Origin of the sequence: Nostoc sp. ChiQUE02 (assembly GCF_034531305.2) — a bacterium.
Classification (GTDB): Bacteria; Cyanobacteriota; Cyanobacteriia; order Cyanobacteriales; family Nostocaceae; genus Nostoc.
Genome location: NZ_JAVRBN020000004.1, coordinates 268,244 through 285,402, shown reverse-complemented (window position 1 = coordinate 285,402; position 17,159 = coordinate 268,244). Strand labels below are relative to the sequence as shown.

The 17,159-nt window shown below is 40.8% G+C and carries 18 protein-coding genes and 1 pseudogene; 10 read left to right on the top strand and 9 right to left on the bottom strand.

The window, feature by feature from the left end:
- The first annotated feature begins 205 nt into the window (after nucleotides 1–205).
- The 3 genes from RM347_RS06390 (at nucleotide 206) to RM347_RS06380 (ending at nucleotide 4,773) form a co-directional block, all read left to right on the top strand.
- Nucleotides 206–2,968: an HD family phosphohydrolase gene (locus tag RM347_RS06390; protein ID WP_322717564.1), complete on the top strand. Its 2,763-nt coding sequence runs from the start codon at nucleotides 206–208 to the stop codon at nucleotides 2,966–2,968.
- 317 nt (nucleotides 2,969–3,285) lie between these two features.
- Nucleotides 3,286–4,338: a lipase family protein gene (locus tag RM347_RS06385; RefSeq protein WP_322717518.1), complete on the top strand. Its 1,053-nt coding sequence runs from the start codon at nucleotides 3,286–3,288 to the stop codon at nucleotides 4,336–4,338.
- Between the two features lie 66 nt (nucleotides 4,339–4,404).
- Nucleotides 4,405–4,773: a DUF1304 domain-containing protein gene (locus RM347_RS06380; protein WP_322717517.1), complete on the top strand. Its 369-nt coding sequence runs from the start codon at nucleotides 4,405–4,407 to the stop codon at nucleotides 4,771–4,773.
- 156 nt (nucleotides 4,774–4,929) lie between these two features.
- Here RM347_RS06380 and RM347_RS06375 read toward each other — a convergent pair whose 3' ends face one another.
- Both RM347_RS06375 and RM347_RS06370 read right to left on the bottom strand, forming a co-directional pair.
- Nucleotides 4,930–5,379 carry a DUF2442 domain-containing protein gene (locus RM347_RS06375; RefSeq protein ID WP_322717516.1) on the bottom strand — a complete coding sequence of 150 codons (450 nt, stop codon included), beginning with the start codon at nucleotides 5,377–5,379 and terminating at the stop codon, nucleotides 4,930–4,932.
- Between the two features lie 41 nt (nucleotides 5,380–5,420).
- Nucleotides 5,421–6,077, bottom strand: a complete 657-nt coding sequence (locus RM347_RS06370; RefSeq protein ID WP_322717515.1) for a TetR/AcrR family transcriptional regulator — start codon at nucleotides 6,075–6,077, stop codon at nucleotides 5,421–5,423.
- 333 nt (nucleotides 6,078–6,410) lie between these two features.
- Here RM347_RS06370 and RM347_RS06365 point away from each other — a divergent pair, with 333 nt between their 5' ends.
- Nucleotides 6,411–7,364, top strand: a complete 954-nt coding sequence (locus tag RM347_RS06365) for a Rieske (2Fe-2S) protein (RefSeq protein WP_322717514.1) — start codon at nucleotides 6,411–6,413, stop codon at nucleotides 7,362–7,364.
- Nucleotides 7,365–7,440: 76 nt separating this feature from the next.
- Nucleotides 7,441–8,802 (top strand): cytochrome P450, encoded by a 1,362-nt coding sequence (locus tag RM347_RS06360; RefSeq protein WP_322717513.1) that lies wholly within the window; start codon nucleotides 7,441–7,443, stop codon nucleotides 8,800–8,802.
- Between the two features lie 22 nt (nucleotides 8,803–8,824).
- On the opposite strand, the pseudogene RM347_RS06355 reads toward RM347_RS06360, so the two are convergent.
- Nucleotides 8,825–8,920: pseudogene (locus tag RM347_RS06355) on the bottom strand (hydrogenase maturation protease); the annotation flags it as partial.
- A gap of 26 nt (nucleotides 8,921–8,946) precedes the next feature.
- Here RM347_RS06355 and RM347_RS06350 point away from each other — a divergent pair.
- Nucleotides 8,947–9,693, top strand: a complete 747-nt coding sequence (locus RM347_RS06350) for a GNAT family N-acetyltransferase (RefSeq protein WP_428850519.1) — start codon at nucleotides 8,947–8,949, stop codon at nucleotides 9,691–9,693.
- 230 nt (nucleotides 9,694–9,923) lie between these two features.
- Here the strand turns inward: RM347_RS06350 and RM347_RS06345 are convergent, their stop codons facing one another.
- Nucleotides 9,924–10,346 (bottom strand): hypothetical protein, encoded by a 423-nt coding sequence (locus RM347_RS06345; RefSeq protein ID WP_322717511.1) that lies wholly within the window; start codon nucleotides 10,344–10,346, stop codon nucleotides 9,924–9,926.
- A gap of 240 nt (nucleotides 10,347–10,586) precedes the next feature.
- Between RM347_RS06345 and RM347_RS06340 the strand changes: the two genes are divergently transcribed.
- From RM347_RS06340 to RM347_RS06325, 4 genes are all read left to right on the top strand, one after another.
- Nucleotides 10,587–10,796, top strand: coding sequence for a hypothetical protein (locus RM347_RS06340; protein WP_193946552.1), 210 nt, complete (start codon nucleotides 10,587–10,589; stop codon nucleotides 10,794–10,796).
- A 55-nt stretch (nucleotides 10,797–10,851) separates the two neighbouring features.
- Nucleotides 10,852–11,208, top strand: a complete 357-nt coding sequence (locus RM347_RS06335) for a hypothetical protein (RefSeq protein ID WP_428850518.1) — start codon at nucleotides 10,852–10,854, stop codon at nucleotides 11,206–11,208.
- A gap of 297 nt (nucleotides 11,209–11,505) precedes the next feature.
- Nucleotides 11,506–11,994, top strand: coding sequence for a ParA family protein (locus tag RM347_RS06330; protein WP_322717509.1), 489 nt, complete (start codon nucleotides 11,506–11,508; stop codon nucleotides 11,992–11,994).
- A 300-nt stretch (nucleotides 11,995–12,294) separates the two neighbouring features.
- Nucleotides 12,295–12,567 (top strand): hypothetical protein, encoded by a 273-nt coding sequence (locus tag RM347_RS06325; RefSeq protein ID WP_322717508.1) that lies wholly within the window; start codon nucleotides 12,295–12,297, stop codon nucleotides 12,565–12,567.
- A gap of 84 nt (nucleotides 12,568–12,651) precedes the next feature.
- Here the strand turns inward: RM347_RS06325 and RM347_RS06320 are convergent, their stop codons facing one another.
- The 5 genes from RM347_RS06320 to RM347_RS06300 form a co-directional block, all read right to left on the bottom strand.
- Nucleotides 12,652–12,861, bottom strand: a complete 210-nt coding sequence (locus RM347_RS06320; RefSeq protein ID WP_322717507.1) for a hypothetical protein — start codon at nucleotides 12,859–12,861, stop codon at nucleotides 12,652–12,654.
- Between the two features lie 177 nt (nucleotides 12,862–13,038).
- Nucleotides 13,039–13,434: a type II toxin-antitoxin system VapC family toxin gene (locus tag RM347_RS06315; protein ID WP_179071789.1), complete on the bottom strand. Its 396-nt coding sequence runs from the start codon at nucleotides 13,432–13,434 to the stop codon at nucleotides 13,039–13,041.
- Nucleotides 13,431–13,670 (bottom strand): antitoxin family protein, encoded by a 240-nt coding sequence (locus tag RM347_RS06310; RefSeq protein ID WP_322717506.1) that lies wholly within the window; start codon nucleotides 13,668–13,670, stop codon nucleotides 13,431–13,433. The genes RM347_RS06315 and RM347_RS06310 overlap by 4 nt, the downstream gene beginning before the upstream one ends.
- Before the next feature lie 120 nt (nucleotides 13,671–13,790).
- Nucleotides 13,791–15,386 carry a nickel-dependent hydrogenase large subunit gene (locus RM347_RS06305; RefSeq protein WP_322717505.1) on the bottom strand — a complete coding sequence of 532 codons (1,596 nt, stop codon included), beginning with the start codon at nucleotides 15,384–15,386 and terminating at the stop codon, nucleotides 13,791–13,793.
- A gap of 220 nt (nucleotides 15,387–15,606) precedes the next feature.
- Nucleotides 15,607–16,569, bottom strand: coding sequence for a hydrogenase small subunit (locus RM347_RS06300; protein WP_322717504.1), 963 nt, complete (start codon nucleotides 16,567–16,569; stop codon nucleotides 15,607–15,609).
- Between the last annotated feature and the right edge of the window lie 590 nt (nucleotides 16,570–17,159).

The following is a 17,159-nucleotide window of genomic DNA, read 5'->3' as shown; positions in this document are numbered from 1 at the left end:
AAAGTAGGCCAACTTCCGCCACAATGTACTAGTCTTATATACTAGAATTTTTCAGCAAACCCTCGGACTGATTCTGTAGATAGCTATTGTGGCAAATAGGCAACAAAAAAGCCCCACCACCTTAGTTACAGCAGCCGCAAATCAAACTTTCCTGATGATTGTCTTTTTTTTGAGGTATCAAAGTCGGCAATTGCAGGCAGAGATAATGAAAATGCAGCAATTTTTGCAGTTCTTGACCCAGCAACTAACTCAATGGCGGCGACAGTGCAAATCACTACGCCGTAAGGGAAAGTTAATGAGAAGTCCCAAAGGTAAAAGCCATAGAAGGGAACTTCTAAGGACTATGTTCAAGAATGTATTCCTGTTTTTATCAAAAACTAATGAAAAAAGCAATCGCCGAAAACAAGAAAGAGCGCTCCAGTCAAAGGTAAAATCTGTCAAAACTAAGAGTAGTATTTATGCAGTCGTTTTAGGTTGGGTACATAAACAGCGTTCCTCGGTGATTTTGGCGATCGCTGTAGTGTCCCTCACAGGTGTTATTGGACATAAACTATACAACCAGACTCAACTCCAAATAGGAAATCCCGCGCCTCAGACAATTACAGCGCCCTACACAGCTAAAATCGAAGATCGGAAAACAACAGAAATCGAGCGCAAAGCCGTCAGAAATAGCTCTTTACAAATGTTGATGCTTGATGCGCGAATGAACGAACAAATCAACGAAAATTTGCAACAACTTTTGGATGATGGCAACGAAATTCGCGCTGTTGCTGGATCTTTTCCTTTTTTTGATCCTGTAGTTTTGCCCATCTATACTCAACGTCACCTCCGTTCTTGTTCTGACTCGGAATGGCAAGCACTGCTATCGGCTGTAGAAAATAGTAAAAATCAGCAGAAGAAAGGAACAGGACGAACCGCCGCCTCATCCCGTCCATCATCTATAGCTGCACCCAATCAGCAACGCCAGCCACGCACAACACCATCCAAATCTGATTCCCAGAGTTCACAAGTAAAGCCACAGAAAACAGATCCAGTTGATTTTTCTCAAAACACTGACTTTACTCAAGCAATAGCAGAACTAGAATCTTACCGCCTCACAACTTCTGAGAAAAACTTATCCTTACTGATTGCCCAAATTTCTCAAGTACGCCAAAGATATACCGAAGCCACTACCAAACTTTTACAGTTAGAAACTGTTAGTCCAGAAGCAGTATACGAGGAATCCCTCCTTTTGGATTTGTCAGATGTGGAGTGGGAAAAAACCCAAATGGGAATCCATCAGAGTATAGAGCGGATTCTCACCCAAGGCATCCCACAAGGACTGCCAAAAAATATCTTACAAGATGCAGTGAGCTTACAATTGCAGACCTTTGTACCAGAATCTGCTGAACCTTTGGCAAAGACCCTGTTGTTAGCTGTGCTCAAGCCGAATCTGCAAAAAGATGAAGAACAAACCAGACAAAACGCTCAAAAGGCTGCGGCTGGTGTGCCACCTGTGATGGTGAAGGTACGGCATGGTGAGGTGATTGTCAAAAAAGGAGAGCAGATTACTACATGGAACTTGGAGGTGCTGGAGCATTATCACCTGATTCGTCGGGAGGTAAAATGGCACGGGTTGCTGAAGTTAGGAGGCATTATTGCGATCGCCATTGGCATGTTTGTCTGGATAGAACGGCATATCGATTACGAATTGCGACAACGCGATCGCTTGTTGGTGTTACTGCTAACTCTGAGTGTGCCAGGAGCGATCGCGATCGGACTGCCTTATAGCACCTGGAGTGCCCTTGGTTTATTGTTGGGAAGCTTTTATGGCCCCACTTTGGGGTTGACAGTTGTGGGACTGCTGTTGCCTATATTAGGCATTAGCTTGGATATGAGTAAGGCTGCGCTTTTAGCTGGTGTCGGGGGAGGAATATTAGGTAGTTATATTGCACAACGATTGCGATCGCGTGAAGAATTGGCATTATTGGGTGTTGCGATCGCCTTAACTCAGGGCGGCATTTACCTAGTTGTTAAAGTCTTAATTGGTCAAGCATTTGGTTCAACCTGGTATATCGTCCTCCGAGAAGCCGCGTTATTTGCTTTATCCGGCTTAGGCTGGAGTGTTATCGCCTTAGGCTTGAGTCCTTATCTAGAAAAAGTTTTTGATTTAGTCACTCCAATCCGCCTAGCAGAGTTGGCGAACCCTAACCGCCCTTTATTAAAACGACTCGCTACTGAAACTCCTGGAACTTTTCAACATACGCTGTTTGTAGCTACCCTTGCCGAAGCTGCTGCCAAAGAACTAGGATGCAATGTTGAACTAGTCAGGGCTGGAACATTATATCACGATATTGGCAAAATGCACGACCCTCTTGGCTTTATTGAAAATCAAATGGGGGGACCGAATAAACATGATACAGAGATTAAAGACCCTTGGAAGAGTGCAGAAATTATTAAAAAGCACGTAACTGAAGGGTTGGTGATGGCGCGTAAACACCTTTTACCTACAGCGATTCAAGCTTTTATTCCAGAGCATCAGGGAACAATGCTGATTGCATATTTCCATCACCAAGCCCAGCAAATGGCTCAGGAAGATCCAAGTTTAATAGTAGACGACGCAGATTTTCGCTACGATGGCCCGATTCCCCAATCACGAGAAACCGGAATAGTGATGTTAGCAGATTCTTGTGAGGCAGCGCTGCGATCGCTCGAAGCATCGGCTTCGGGTAAGCGTCCCCTTCGTGCAGCATCTCCTTTAGGAGAAGAAAAGCGATCACTCAAAGATGTCTCTACCGAACAAGCTTTAACAATGCTGAATAATATCCTGCGTGCCAAATGGCAAGACAATCAACTCGTAGATTCAGGGCTAACACGAGAAGAAATGTCAAAAATTGCCCAGATATTTGTAGATGTTTGGCAGCAATTTCATCACAAACGAATTGCTTATCCGAAGTTGAAGGCTAGTAGTACTGTGCGGAATTCGTAATGTGATATCTACGTCGGGCTACGCCTATATCTATTGATAATTTTGTTAAGAGGTTTTTTTGAGGTGCGATCGCTGTTTCCTCTAAATATATGCTGAGTTTCCAAATTAACCAATATAAAGGATTCGGCCAGGGCAGATTAAGAAAAATTCATGTTATCCAGAATTTTTCGAGATATCTACCCAAAATATGGACAGTATACGTATAAGGCAAGTATGATACCTGCTTGTAGATATTATTTAGAAAATCTCTGTCTATTTTGTGACTAGAGAATAATTTAAACTACAAGTGCCTTAAACTACTACATAGGGTGGGACTGATGACTTCTTCGGCGGATGCTAATAAAACAATCGAAAGAGCAGACATATCCATTTTTGACTCTAATTACGAAGAATTTAACTCTTTAATAGCTCAAAAATTAGCAGGTTTAATCCAAAAAGTGTATGAGCAATTTGATGAGATAAATAAACGAAAACAGGGTGAGAAATTTGATGAAATAAATGAACCAAAACTGGGTGAGGATTACCACTTAATAAATGAGCTAAAGGAAAACGGTCTTCCTTTCGGCTTCGTTGCGTCTAAAAAAAGTAGCAACGATGTATTTGTCGTTTTTCGTGGTACGAAAACTTTTGCTGAGTGGTTTCAGGATGTAAATATTCCACTTGTTTCTTATCATGACGGTAGAAATCGAGAAGGAGACAAATTGGACAGAATACAGCTAATTAAGTCCCCAGTTGAGATTCCGAAAGTTGGCGATTTTGGTCGTGTCACTGTAGGTTTTAGACAAATCTATATCAGTCTAAGAGATGCAATGATTAATGCGCTTCAAGACCGCGATCCAGACTCTCGGATTTTTGTCACAGGACACAGCCTTGGTGGTGCATTGGCAACCCTAGCAATCCCAGACATTCTTGCAAATACCGACTTTAAGCCTGAACAAGTTATCTTGTATACTTTCGCCAGTCCTCGATGTGGTGATAGGGAATTTGCCACTGAGTTTGGAGCTAAGGGCGTAAAACATTGGAGGATTGCTAATACTGAAGATTTCGTGACTATGATTCCGTTCCCAACAGGAAATATCTTCAAGACAACAGCGAAACTACCAAAAGATGAAGAAGAAAAGGCAATTGGGAGTGGAGAAGTGACTTCAAAAGAGGGAAAACCAAGAAATCCAAACCCACTTTTTGGTTTCTTTAAGGCAATGTATAACAGAAGCGAAGAAATATTGGGTGACCATAAAAGAAGGATGCCAGACTATGTACATACTGGTACACCAGTTTGTTTTACGATTCATGCAGCTGCTTTAGAGCAGCACCACAATTTAGAAGAGATTTATATGCGCGGAATCTTGAGATTCACAAAATCAGAATAATTAGAGTCGGTTGCATTGTAAGATTTTAGTTATCAGAAAAAAATCTGGAGTCTAAGGTGTTTTAGAATGCAAATTGTTGCCACTATCGCTATTGCATTTGTTGCATTTATACATATTGTTATCTCGGTAGTGGAAATGTTTTTGTGGAAAAATCCTGTTGTTCATCAGAGACTTGGTTTTACAGCCGACATTGCAAGTCAAGTGGCTCCAATTGTCAAAAATGCAGGGTTATATAACGGCTTCATTGCTGCTGGCTTAATTTGGGGAGCATTCACTAAAAGTGATGTCCTATCAATTCGGGTCTTCTTTCTGGTGTGTGTTGTAATTGCAGGTATCTTTGGTGCGTTAACTCTAAAACGAACAACTCTTGTACTTCAGACACTTCCTGCATCCATTGCGCTGATTTTTGTTTGGTTAGCTTTTGTTCAATATTAACGGGCAAAGTTAACAATACGTTTGCTTTTTACTTGTTAACAATTTTCTCTTTGGGTCTTGCGATAATCTCAAGGCTTATTTAATCCTAGCTGATTCCACACCCCAACTTTAGATGCGATCGCGATCGCTTGATAGTCACTGAAGTGAGTTAATACGTCAAGCTTCATCAGTAGTTAGTACAATTTCTTTTCGGGGACGACCGCCCTTTGTACCATTTAGTCGAGATGCCTCAGATTTTGCAAAAGAAGTGGAATTTCCACCCTTTCTGGCAAGTTCAGCCATCCATTTTTTGCTTCCGAATATTCCGTTCATCAAAGCAGGAACACTCAAATCTACATCTAGAGTTTTCCAGTGTAATCCTTCACCAGAAGGTGTTACCTCTACTTCTGCTAAGTCCTTGATCGAAGCATCCGCCAGTCCTTGGCCTAGCTCTAAAGGGAACCCAAACATACATTTGTTGGACAAGAAAACTATAATCATTCCTAAATAAGCATCATAAAAAGCACGAGTAGCCCGTGGTTCAGATGTGGCGATCGCATCTGACTTTGCTCTCGTATTGACTAGCTTTTCTTTTAATTCTTCTGTAGCCGCAATCTTCTTAACCATGATATTCTCGCCACTTTTTTAGTAGTTTTAATTGGTAATCCCTATTCCCCAGTACATCGCACACCAGCCAAAATAAAATTAATTGCTGCTTGAGTATGCTGCTCAATCATTTCTGGACTCAGCAGTTGCAAATCTGGTCTAGTATGCTTGATGTTTTCGTAAGCGTTGAAATATAAATTACAAACCCCAACAATATGCAGGGTGGTGAGAAATGGATCGAGTTGACGGAAATAACCTTCTGCCATCCCCCGCTCTAAAATCTTGATGAGATAGCTAAAGTTTTCTTGCCAATTCCCCTCTTTGAAATACTTTCCCTGATTTTGGTTTGCTTCTTGAAACCAAAGCATTCCTCTGTGTGGGTGAGCAGCTTCGTAGGCAATCGCTTCTTTGACTAGCAGTTTTAAGGCTTCCTCTGGTGGGAACTGATCCAAATTTAGCTGTTGAAACCCTTCATGCATTTCCACCGCCGGACGTTGTATAACAGCTTGGTATAGCCCTTCCTTGCTCTGGAAATAGTAGTAAATCATCGCTGTGGTGACACCTGCACCTCTAGCGATCGCCTCTGTCCGCGCCCCACTAAGTCCATTTCTGGCAAACTCTGCTTCCGCCGCATCGAGAATCTGCTTTTTCGTCGCTTCTGCATCGCGTACCTGACGCGGCTTTTTAGCTGAGAATTTTGACTGCGTTGAACGACCCACGTTGCTCCATTATCATAACCAAAATATATTAACTAAAAAATTGGTTAGTAGTTGACATAGAAGATGAAATTTATTAAATTAATACTCATTAACTAAAAAATTAGTTAATTAAGTAGTTAAGCAATGCAGTAGCCAAAGTTAGCCGAGCATTTGCTCGGTAATATTAGTTCGTCCATTGCAGACAAGACTTTACTTATCCCAATTTGCATTCAAAAGTAAGATATCAGACAGGCGACACAAGGTTGTCAAGCACAACTTTGAAGATTGTGTGATGTTTCACTAACGCATCTACTGAACTTTAAATAAACAATTTCTGAATATTTTGGAGGAAAAATGGAATCAATTTTACCTGGTGCGCCTTGGTTAATCGCGCACAAATCTACATTAGGAGTGAATAAACCTAATAAAATCATATTAAATGGACAAGATTATGTGATTTGGCAAAATCAAAAAGGCGAAGTGTTTGCACTTGATAACATCTGTCCACACATGCAAGCACCCTTATCAGACGGGTGGGTTTGTCAAGAGAGAGATACTATAACTTGCCCTTTTCATGCACTCGAATTTGATGGAAAAGGCAGACTACAGCAAGGAGAAAAAAAGGATAATCAGCCAATTACCAAGCCATTAGAGCTAATTATTAGTAATGATTGCATCTGGACTTATGCTGGATTTGAGCCAAGATTACCCATCCCAGATTTGCATCAGAAAATTGTAGACGAATACGAGTTCATCGGAGTAGCTGGAGACAAAAGTATTCAGGGTGACTTTTTGAGTAACCTGATGGTAAACTATGACTATAACCACCAAAATGGTACTCATAAAGAACTATTTAAAATTACATCTTGTCATGTGAGTTATTTTGAAGAAAAAGAATACTATGCCACAGTCAAACAAGAACTGACGAGAGCCAGCAACGCGCTAGGAGAAATTATTAAAAATCCTATTTTGGGAATCTTACCGAAAAGGCTTGCCAACACACTTGAATACGCTTTTCCTTCAACTACAGCTTTTTTTGCTAAAACGCCTATTGGTGATATTGCTCAAATTCATATTCTCTACCCGGAAACAGAAAAAATCACCAAGACGTTTATTTTGATGTATGCTAAAGTCGTCAATCCTTTGATGAAGTTTCTGTTTAAAAATTCAGTTTTACAAGCAGGAGCCACAGTCATTGAACAGGATACAGGTGCAGTTGAAAGTTTGTATCCCCGGCAAAAACCAAAAATTAGATTGCCAAATGAAGAGATTATGTTCTACGCAGAAAAACTCTACCGCGATTGGTAATTTGGATTTGCAAAGCCTAACTGCACTTTACAATTAAGTAGATTCTGTAGCTAATCACTGCTGGAGGTACTCAAATATGCGACAGCTAAAATCCGCCGACGAAATGCCTGGTAGCTATGGCTTGCCGATCTTGGGCGAGACTTTAGAAATATTTCGGGATTTAGAACTGTATATATGGCGGCGATTCCAGCAGTATGGTTCAGTTTTTAAGACGAGTGTCATGGGATACAAACGTGCTTATTTAATTGGCCCTGATGCTAATCGCCTGGTGCTGGTGGAACAAGCGGAAAATATGTCGTCGCAGATAGGATGGTATTTCCTAGAACCAACGTTTGGCAACAATATCTTATTACAAGATGGGGAAGAACATCGGCTAACTCGTCGCTTAATGTATCCAGCATTTCACGGAAAAGCGATCGCTACATACTTCGACACCATCCAAAATATTGTGCAAGACTTCCTCAAAGATTGGGGACAGAAAACAATTCCCTTAAATTCTAGTTTCCGTCAGCTTACCCTGATGGTTGCGACTCGCCTCTTCTTGGGAAGCCAGAATAAGAGCGAAGTTGAGCAAACCAGTCAGTGGTTTACACAACTGCTAGATAGCAGTATGGCAATATTCAAATGGAATGTTCCTTTTACTTTATATGGTCGCGGTCAAAATGCTAGGGGTAAGTTAGTGGCTTTCTTGGGTGAAGCGATCGCAGAGCGTATCGAGCAAGGTAACTTAGAGGAATCAAAAGATGTTTTAGGATTGCTCCTAGCAGCTGTTGATGAAGACGGCAATAAATTGAGCGAAACACAAGTAATCAATGAGGCATTATTATTGCTGTTTGCTGGACACGAGACGACAGCCTCCTTGCTGAGTTGGGTAATATTTGAATTAGGTAATCACCCAGAATGGCGAGAGCGACTGCGCCAAGAACAATTAGCAGTTGTGGGAAATAATCCCCTTAGCCTGTCCCATCTCAAACAGCTTCCACAGTTAACCAACGTCTTAAAAGAAGCAGAACGGCTCTATCCGCCAGTGTATGCTTATAATCGTGGCGTCCTCAAGGATATTGAGTATGCAGGTTATCGCATCCCAGCTGGTTGGTTTGTGACCATCTCGCCGATGCTGACTCACCGTCTACCAGAACTCTACACCGATCCTGATCGCTTCGACCCCGATCGCTTTGCACCACCTCGTGAAGAAGATAAAAAACATCCCTTGGCACTAGTGGGTTTTGGTTATGGTTCGCACAGATGTTTAGGCATGGAATTTGCCCAGATGGAAATGAAAATCGTGCTTTCCACACTGCTTCGTTATTATGACTGGACAGTAAAACCGGATTATTCTGCGATCGCTCCAGTTCGTCAGCCTTCTAAAGTTAAGGAAACTTTACAAGCATATATTGAGCCTTTAGCGATCGAGCATCCCTTGAAGAGTCAAACATAAATCTTCGATCGAACAAATCGAAAGGATATTGAACGAGGTATTGCAGTAGGCGTTGGGCAATGATTATGCTTACTGCGTCGTCATTGCGATTGAGATGACCGCAACCAATAATAAGCATAGAATAATGGCGATCGCTTAAGCAAGATGCATAGAGTAGTTGAAGAAATATCATTGAAAGCATGGCCTGCTTTTGAAACTATCAACCATTATGGTTGGCTGATGCGTTTTGCAAATGGTTACACCAAGCGAGCGAATTCAGTGACAGTTTTTGATCGAGTTGGTTTAGATATTGAAGAAAAAATTACCTACTGCGAGTCTCAATATCGAGCACGTAAACAAAAGCCTATTTTCCGCTTGCTTTCATTCACCAACCCAAAAATGTTAGATGGCGAGCTAGCTGCAAGAGGTTACGAAATCATTGAGCCATCTCTAGTTATGGGGCTGATATTATCAGAGCGATCGCTCAATAGCACATATTATATAAATCAAGAAACTTTGAATGATTGGTTGGTTGCTTACCATAGCTTGAAAGCTTTGGGAGAGCAGCAATCAACTATTCATCGGATGATATTGGCAGGAATAAAGTCAGAAATTTTGTTTGTGTCATTCAAGCAAGATGAAGAAATTGTTGCCTGTGGGATAGGTGTTTTAGAAAGCGGTTATTTAGGTATTTTTGACCTTGTTACCAGTCCGATGCAAAGACGACGCGGCTATGCCACAGCGATTATTCAGGGTTTGCTTCAATGGGGTATTGATAAAGGAGCTTACTTTTCTTATATACAGGTAGTCAAGGCAAATATTCCAGCTTGCAAACTGTATGAAAAACTCGGTTATGAATCAATGTATGAGTACTGGTATCGAGTAGGCTGTATATCAGGCAATCAGCAGTGACTGAAACAGAGGCTCTGAGAGAATGTTTGAAAAGTCCTCTTGTCGGTATCAAAAGTTTCAGATCCCTCTAAATCCCCATTAAAAAGGGGGACTTTGATTCTGGTTCCTCTCTTTTTAAGGGGGGTTAGGGGCGATCTAAAAGTGCCTAAAGTCACCACAAAACACTTTTCAAACAACCTCTGACTAATAATACAGACAAAGCCTCGGAAAAATAGTTTATCAGCAGGAAACTATAACTCTACACCATGTTTTTTGGCAATTTCAGTAAGTTTCTCACACTGATGTTGTGATGCTTGAGTTAATATCTCTTCAGCCTGTTCTCTAGTACTTCCCTCTTTAGGAATTAAATACTTGACATAAAGAGATACAAAATCGGCTGCGATCGCTAAACCAGATAAACCATGTTTGTCAGCTTCCTTACCTGCGATCGCAGCTACCAAACCAGCTTTAATTGGGTCTGGTTTAACTTTCATGAACTGCTCGACAAGTTTAGGAACGTAGTCTTCTGGGGGCAAATTATCTAACTTACTTCTATCTGGAGTAAAGTTACATTCTGCGGCTTGAGCTTGCTCTAAAACACACCATTCTATGTATTCTTGCAATGCTGCATCGGGAACGCGAGGAAGATAATTATGTAGCGCTAAATCAGACACAAGCTTACCGTGTAAATTGCTGTTTTATGCAAATGCATTAAGGCAAGCCTAACGCACTGTTTCTATAAGTTTTAGTGTGTTACGCTACGAGTTTTGAATATGAGGCATTGGGAATAGGACATTGGGAATAGGTTATTTATCTCTCATTTTCCCCAAATTTATCTTTTGGACAATTACTCAGGTAGATGACCGATCTAGTAAGCTGTAAGTGAGCCTAGTTGGATAAATGGAGCGCGAAACATGACACTCAGTGAGCTACTTCCTGCTGTTCGCAAACTCTCTGTATCAGAAAAACTTAAGCTAATCCGCATTTTGGCAGAAGAATTGGATACTAACGAAGATATTTCGCCTCTAGAACCATTTAAAACCTATGATTTGCCTACACCTTATAATTCATTTGGTGCAGGTGAAGTTCTTATGCAGGCATTGAAACAGACAGATCAAATGTGACCAAATGCGATTCAAATACTCGACTATTGATACTTCTCAAAATGAGTTTGACAGTTTGCCAAGGATTCCACTGAGTCTTTGTCTAGGTGATAGAACGGTTGAAGCTCTTGGACTGGTGGACAGTGGTGCAACTGTAAATGTCTTGCCCTATGAAATTGGTATTGAGTTAGGTGGGGTTTGGGATGATAGCAGGGCGATTATTCAATTAGCAGACAACCTGAGCAATCTGCCAGCAATGCCATTCTTGGCGAACGTTGAGATCGGTGATTTTGCGCCAGTTGAACTGGTATTTGCTTGGGTGAGAAGAGCGAATGTACCCTTAATTTTTGGACAGACAAACTTTTTCCTAGAGTTTGATGTGTGTTTCTACCGTTCCAAACTTGAATTTGAGATTGAACCAAAATCTGAGTAATAAATATGAATTTGTCAATGATGCGATCGCTTTTGACATACTACGCGATCACATTTTAGTTGAGTATAGATTAGGGGCGACCGCTACGGTCAGTAGTATAAACAGTAACTATCATTTTTTGGTATAGCGATCGCAAGGTTGGTGTGCTTACTTAGTCAATCAAGTAAATGCGCTTTTTGTGGTTCGTTCATTGTCAAATTCGCAAAGCTACGTATTTACACGCAATATATTTTAGCCATCTGTGTTAAACTCAACTGTTGATAGCAAAATATGTAAAATAGGAAACAAGAAAGTATTATGAAAAATAAAAGCTATGTAATTTGGAATAATAAAGGTGGAGTTGGTAAAAGTACCATAACATTCCACGTTGCTTCTGTTTATGCAGAAAACAATCCTGATAGAGATGTTGTTGTAATAGATATGTGTCCTCAAGCAAATGTTTCAATGATGCTTATGGGCGGGGGAAAGAAAGCTGAAGAACATCTTCAAGGTCTTATAACTATGAGAACTCCCCAAACAGTTGTTGGTTATATAACTGATAGCATAATCAAATCAGACATTAGTGATTTAACTAAATACATAATAGACCTACATAAAGTTAACCCTAATTTGCCTGAAAATATGTATTTGTTATCAGGTGATGGCAATCTGGAGTTGATTGCGCCATTGCTATCAGAAAGAGCTGATGCAACACCGTTATCTGAAAGTGATAAACCGTGGGAGAGTGTACATTCAATTATTAAAAATCTTACTGAGCGACAAGTTAGTGATAAACCGTGTACATAATTTTATTGATACTAATCCTAGCTTTTCTGTATATACCCAAATAGCAATTCTTTCGGGTGAATATCTGCTAGTCCCTATCAATGCAGATGACTCATCTATATTTGCAATCACTGGGCTTTTTAATCTTATCTGGGGGACAGAAAATAAACATCCTGTGTATGGTAAGTATACATTTTCGTCAAAAGTAGATAATTTTAATATTGAAAGGCCGAAAATAGCATTGCTTCTTGGGAATAGGTTTACACAAAAAAAGGGAGCCGCTCATGCATTTAAAGCTTTGTCAAATGAAGCGATAAAAAAATGTATGATGAGTATTGTAAAAATCCTAATCGTTTTATTGATATTGATATTGATAGTAACTCTTCTATAGATAGTCAAGAAAGTTTTGAAGCATTGTATAGCGCTGAATTACGTGATTTTAATAGTGCAGGTGTTGTTGCTGCAAATCAAGGAATTCCGCTAAGTAAAATGGATAAAAACATTTACTATGTTTATGAAGAAAGAATACAAGTAGCTAAAGAACAAAGAGAGGAATGTCGTAAAACAATTGGAAATTTAGTGAGTAAGTTATAAATATTTTCTAAAAAAGTAATATTCACAGCGATCGCTTGCTCTTTGGATAACCAATTGACGTAAAGCGGCTGAAATCGTTACCATTTATCCCTGCTGCATCACACGTTGAGAGCGTAAGTGCAGCAGAGATAAAAATTCTGCCAACTCAACCAGCCCTTCTGCTTCTCGTCGTTCTGCTTGGGTAATCACTTCGCCTGCATCTTGGCGATCTAGCAAAAATTGCAGACGCTCGTGAACAGCTTCAGGAAGTTGAAAGTGAGTCAACTCAACAGGTATCTGAATAATTTCAACCATACAAAGTATGTCTAGCAAAATTGCAACTACTTGTAGAGCCAGTGTAACTGAATATGCATTGTGCTAGACAATCTGATATTTGAGAATTAAGCAGTCCGAAAACGCGCTAACTCTTCACCTGTTTTAGCATCATGGGCGTGAACTGTACACACCAAACATTACGCGATCGCGCAACTCTCAAGGTACAACATTCACGAACCCAAATTGACGAAAGTGATGATCAAAAGTGAATGCCTGAGTTAAATGGAGTTTATTCATCACAACCCGACTGGCGCAGTCGGTGAAACTCCAGTTTTTATCTGAGAACTGACGGAAAACCTGCCAAGTTTGTTGAATATCCTCTTCTGTCAGGTAATAAATGGTCGTCAGATTATCTGAAAAGAATGCCTCTCCTAAGCTGATTGCCCTCAACGTTTCTCCACGGGTTCTCAAAAGGGTCAAGGTTTCATCGACAACGTAATCTGTTGTTAGCAATGGCTGAATATTTTGATTAACCCATGAAGACGCTGCCTGATGCTCAGTATCGGAAGGAACAATACTAGCAAACCAGGCGCTGGTATCTACAAAGATCATTTTGCACTATGGGGAGGATAAAGAATAGTGTCATGATCTCGACCAGAAAATTTATCATTGCTAACTTCTAAGGGCATGGCTGCAATTTGTGCCAAAATCTCTCTAGGAGTTTTGTTTTGAGGTTTAGCCTCAGTTGAAATTACAGTGACTTCAACACGAGTTCCTTCGGCTAATGGAATCGGCTGTGATAGCCTGAGTACACCCTGTTCATAAACAGCTTCTATAGTTATAGTCATAAACTTTTACCTCATGCCCTAGCTATTTCTAATCATGGCATAATATCTAACATAGTAAAAAACACAGCTAATGACTAACCAAAAAATAATTAGCCATTAGCTATTAGAAATTAGCATCTTTTAAGCAGTCCGAAAACGCGCCAACTCTTCACCAGTCTTAGCATCGTGGGCGTGGACTGTACACACTAAACATGAATCAAACGATCGCGCCACATGACCAACTTCTACTGGATCGCTAGAATCGTAAATGGGTGTGCCAATTAACGCTTCTTCAATGGGGCCACGGATTCCTTCACCGTCACGAGGGCCGATATTCCAAGTACCTGGGGCAATAACCTGGTAGTTCTTAATCTTACCGCCCTCTACTTCCACCCAGTGAGATAAGGAACCCCGCGCTGCTTCCGTTGCACCCCAACCACGACCATCTTTTTCTTTGGGTTTGATATACCAAGGATCGTTTAACTTAAATTCGCGCAAACAGTGTTCAGCTTGCCGATATAACTTGACAAGTTCGTGAACTCGTGCTAATTGACGCACATGAATACTAGCACCACCCATTCGTTTGAAGACATCAAGGATAAATCCGTCGTAGTGTTGCCAAGATTCGCCATGTTTACCACCAGCTACTAATTGCCGTGCTAAGGGACCAGTTTCCAAGCGTCCGAAGTCTTTGTGAAGGACTGCACTCGACCAAGAGTAAGCGTTATCGAAGTCTTTGGTATTGATTGCAGTGGGTTTAGTGGTGCGATCGCTAGGGTGAATATCTTCTGTCCCTTCATCGTACCAAGAGTGAGTTGTATTCTCGCGGGTAAATGACTGATCCATTAAAACATGAGTGTCTGCAAAGCTGTCGTACACTCCACTTTTCATAATCATCGCCGCATTTCGTCCTTCGATAGTCGGCTTTTGGTATTTATCTTCATGGGCTAAATATCCCCAAGTGACATATTTACCAACACCAACGCCATATCTATCTAGACCGATATCTAAACCCATGCGCCAATAGAAACCTAAGTCGGAATCTCGATGATTTCGGTCTTCATCTAACCAGTTCCTAAAGTCGTCATAAGTCTGGATTTGTTCGTACCGTTCTAAAGAACAACCCAACCACACTGGTTCTAACCAATTGGTACGGAAATATTCTAGAATCGCCCAAGCGCGGGTGATGTCTGTTAAAGTGGGGGCGCACATCACGCCGCCAGGAACCATGTAGCTGGAATGGGGCCATTGTCCACCCAATAGGGCATAAATTTCTACGGGTTTAGCGGAAATTGTGATGCCTAGTTCGTAAGATTTGCCTGTGAAAGCAGCAAAGCGTCTTACAGCTTCGTCATAATGGCGACTATGGCGGTATTTTTTATTGGTTAAATCAATAGCAAACAAACCATAAAAATACCGGGGGATGCTTTGAATTGTTTCGACAATTTGACCAAGATTTCTCGCTAAAATTGCATTACGGGGAACTTCTGTTTCCCAAGCTGTATCTAACGCCCAAGATGCACAAGTCAGGTGAGAACCGCCGCAAATTCCGCAAATCCGAGGTGTGACAATTAATCCGGCTTGGGGATCTTTACCGCGTAGGATAACTTCAAATCCGCGAAAAAGTTCGGCATGTGTCCAGGCGTTGACTACACGCCCATGTTCAATATCGACTCGGACATCTAAATCGCCTTCAACTCTACCGACGGGCGATATATCTAATGATTGAATTGTCATTTGTCATTTGTCCTTTGTCATTTGTTATTTGTCCTTGGTCATTTGTCCTTTGTCATTTGTTATTTGTCATTGGTAATTATTCACTCGCCCCACTGCAAAATAGTCGAAACCTTTGATTCCTCGTTGAGAGGTATAGAGGAGTGTGAAAGGTTATAGTCATTAGTCAAATCACAAAGGACAAATGACAAATGACTAATGACCAATGACTAATGACAAATAACTAAACTGTAAAAAAGTCTTCTTCTGCCCAAGGTGGTGCTGCGTCTTTAGCTACCATTGTGAGTAAGGCGTAGTCTTTTTTGTTCACCCCTGGCGGTAATTCTTTGGGAACTCCCATGACTGTTTGGGTTTTGAATACTGTTCCTGGTTTGAGGTCAAAGAAAGGAAATTCTGGTTCGGTGCAACCTAAACAAGGCATTCCGGCGCGAGTTTTGGAAGAGACGCGGTTCCATAAGATGCGGTTGCAGGAGGAATGAGTCATGGGGCCGCGACAACCCAAGTCGTAAAATAGGCAGCCTTTACGCTGACCAAATTCGGCGGTTGATGCTTTATAGGCAAAGTGGACGTTGCGGGTACAACCTGTTTGGGTATAGGTGTTGAAGAAGGTTTGGGGACGATTTAGTTCGTCGAAAGCAATGTCTGCTATGCGTCCAGTAGCGATCGCTACTAATATCTGCGTTATCCAGTCAGGATGGGCGGGACATCCAGGTATATTGATTACAGGTAATCCGGCTTGCGAGAGAAAATCTTTCCCTAAAAAACCGCCTTCTTGACGTTTGAGAAATTGCAAACCTTCTGATTCGCTGGGGTTGGGTGACATGGCGGGAATTCCTCCCCATGTAGCACAATCTCCCACGGCGACGATAAATTTAGCAACTTTGGCGAGGTCTGCTAACCAATCTTTCATGGCGCGATCGGCAAACCGATTCCATTCGCCAGTACCGTTGGGGGCATTAACAACGCTGCCTTCAAATACCAAAATATCTAGGGGAATTGTCCCAGAAATGCAATCCCGTAGCAGCTTTTGTAAGTTGTTACCTAGTTCCAATCCCAAAGAGGGATGCCAAAGTAACTTGATGCCAAAGTCGGCAATTAAATCACAGACTGTCGGTTCTTCAGCATTGAGAAATGACATGGTGTTGCCTGAACAAGCACCACCTTGTAGCCATAGTACGTTAGTCATCAGCTATGTGTTTTTGTATTGTTTACCATACGTGACCCAAGGGATAATAATTGTAGAGTTTCACGTATTTATAGCGATGTCTTACGACAAGCCGCTCTGCGTCTACGCTCATTTGTATGCAATACACTTTGACATCACTATCCATTCCTCTCTCTTGTTTCAAGAGAGGCTTCGAGGTTTAGTCCCCAACCCTTGTAGCGTTGGGGCTGTTCTTGTTTAGGTCTGTATTGAACTCAACCCAGAAGTGCTATATCAATATTTATTTATTAATATTAATCTATTTCTTATTTAATTAGATTTTATTAAATAAAAATTAATCATTACCAGAAATTAAAATCTAATTAAGATTACTTAAAAAGTTATATAGCTAACAGACTTTTTCACAAAAGTTTGAATAAGAGACTAAATACACTGATTTTATATAGATAAATTAAAAGTATAACCATAAAAATCTTGTAATTAAAGGAATATGACTGCAAACTAAATAAATCAAATGGTAAATAAATTTTATTTTAAATAGTTAAATTCTGATAACAAAGTTAGGTGATAAATCCTTGAAATGTTATCAAAACAATATAGAGTAACTGCAT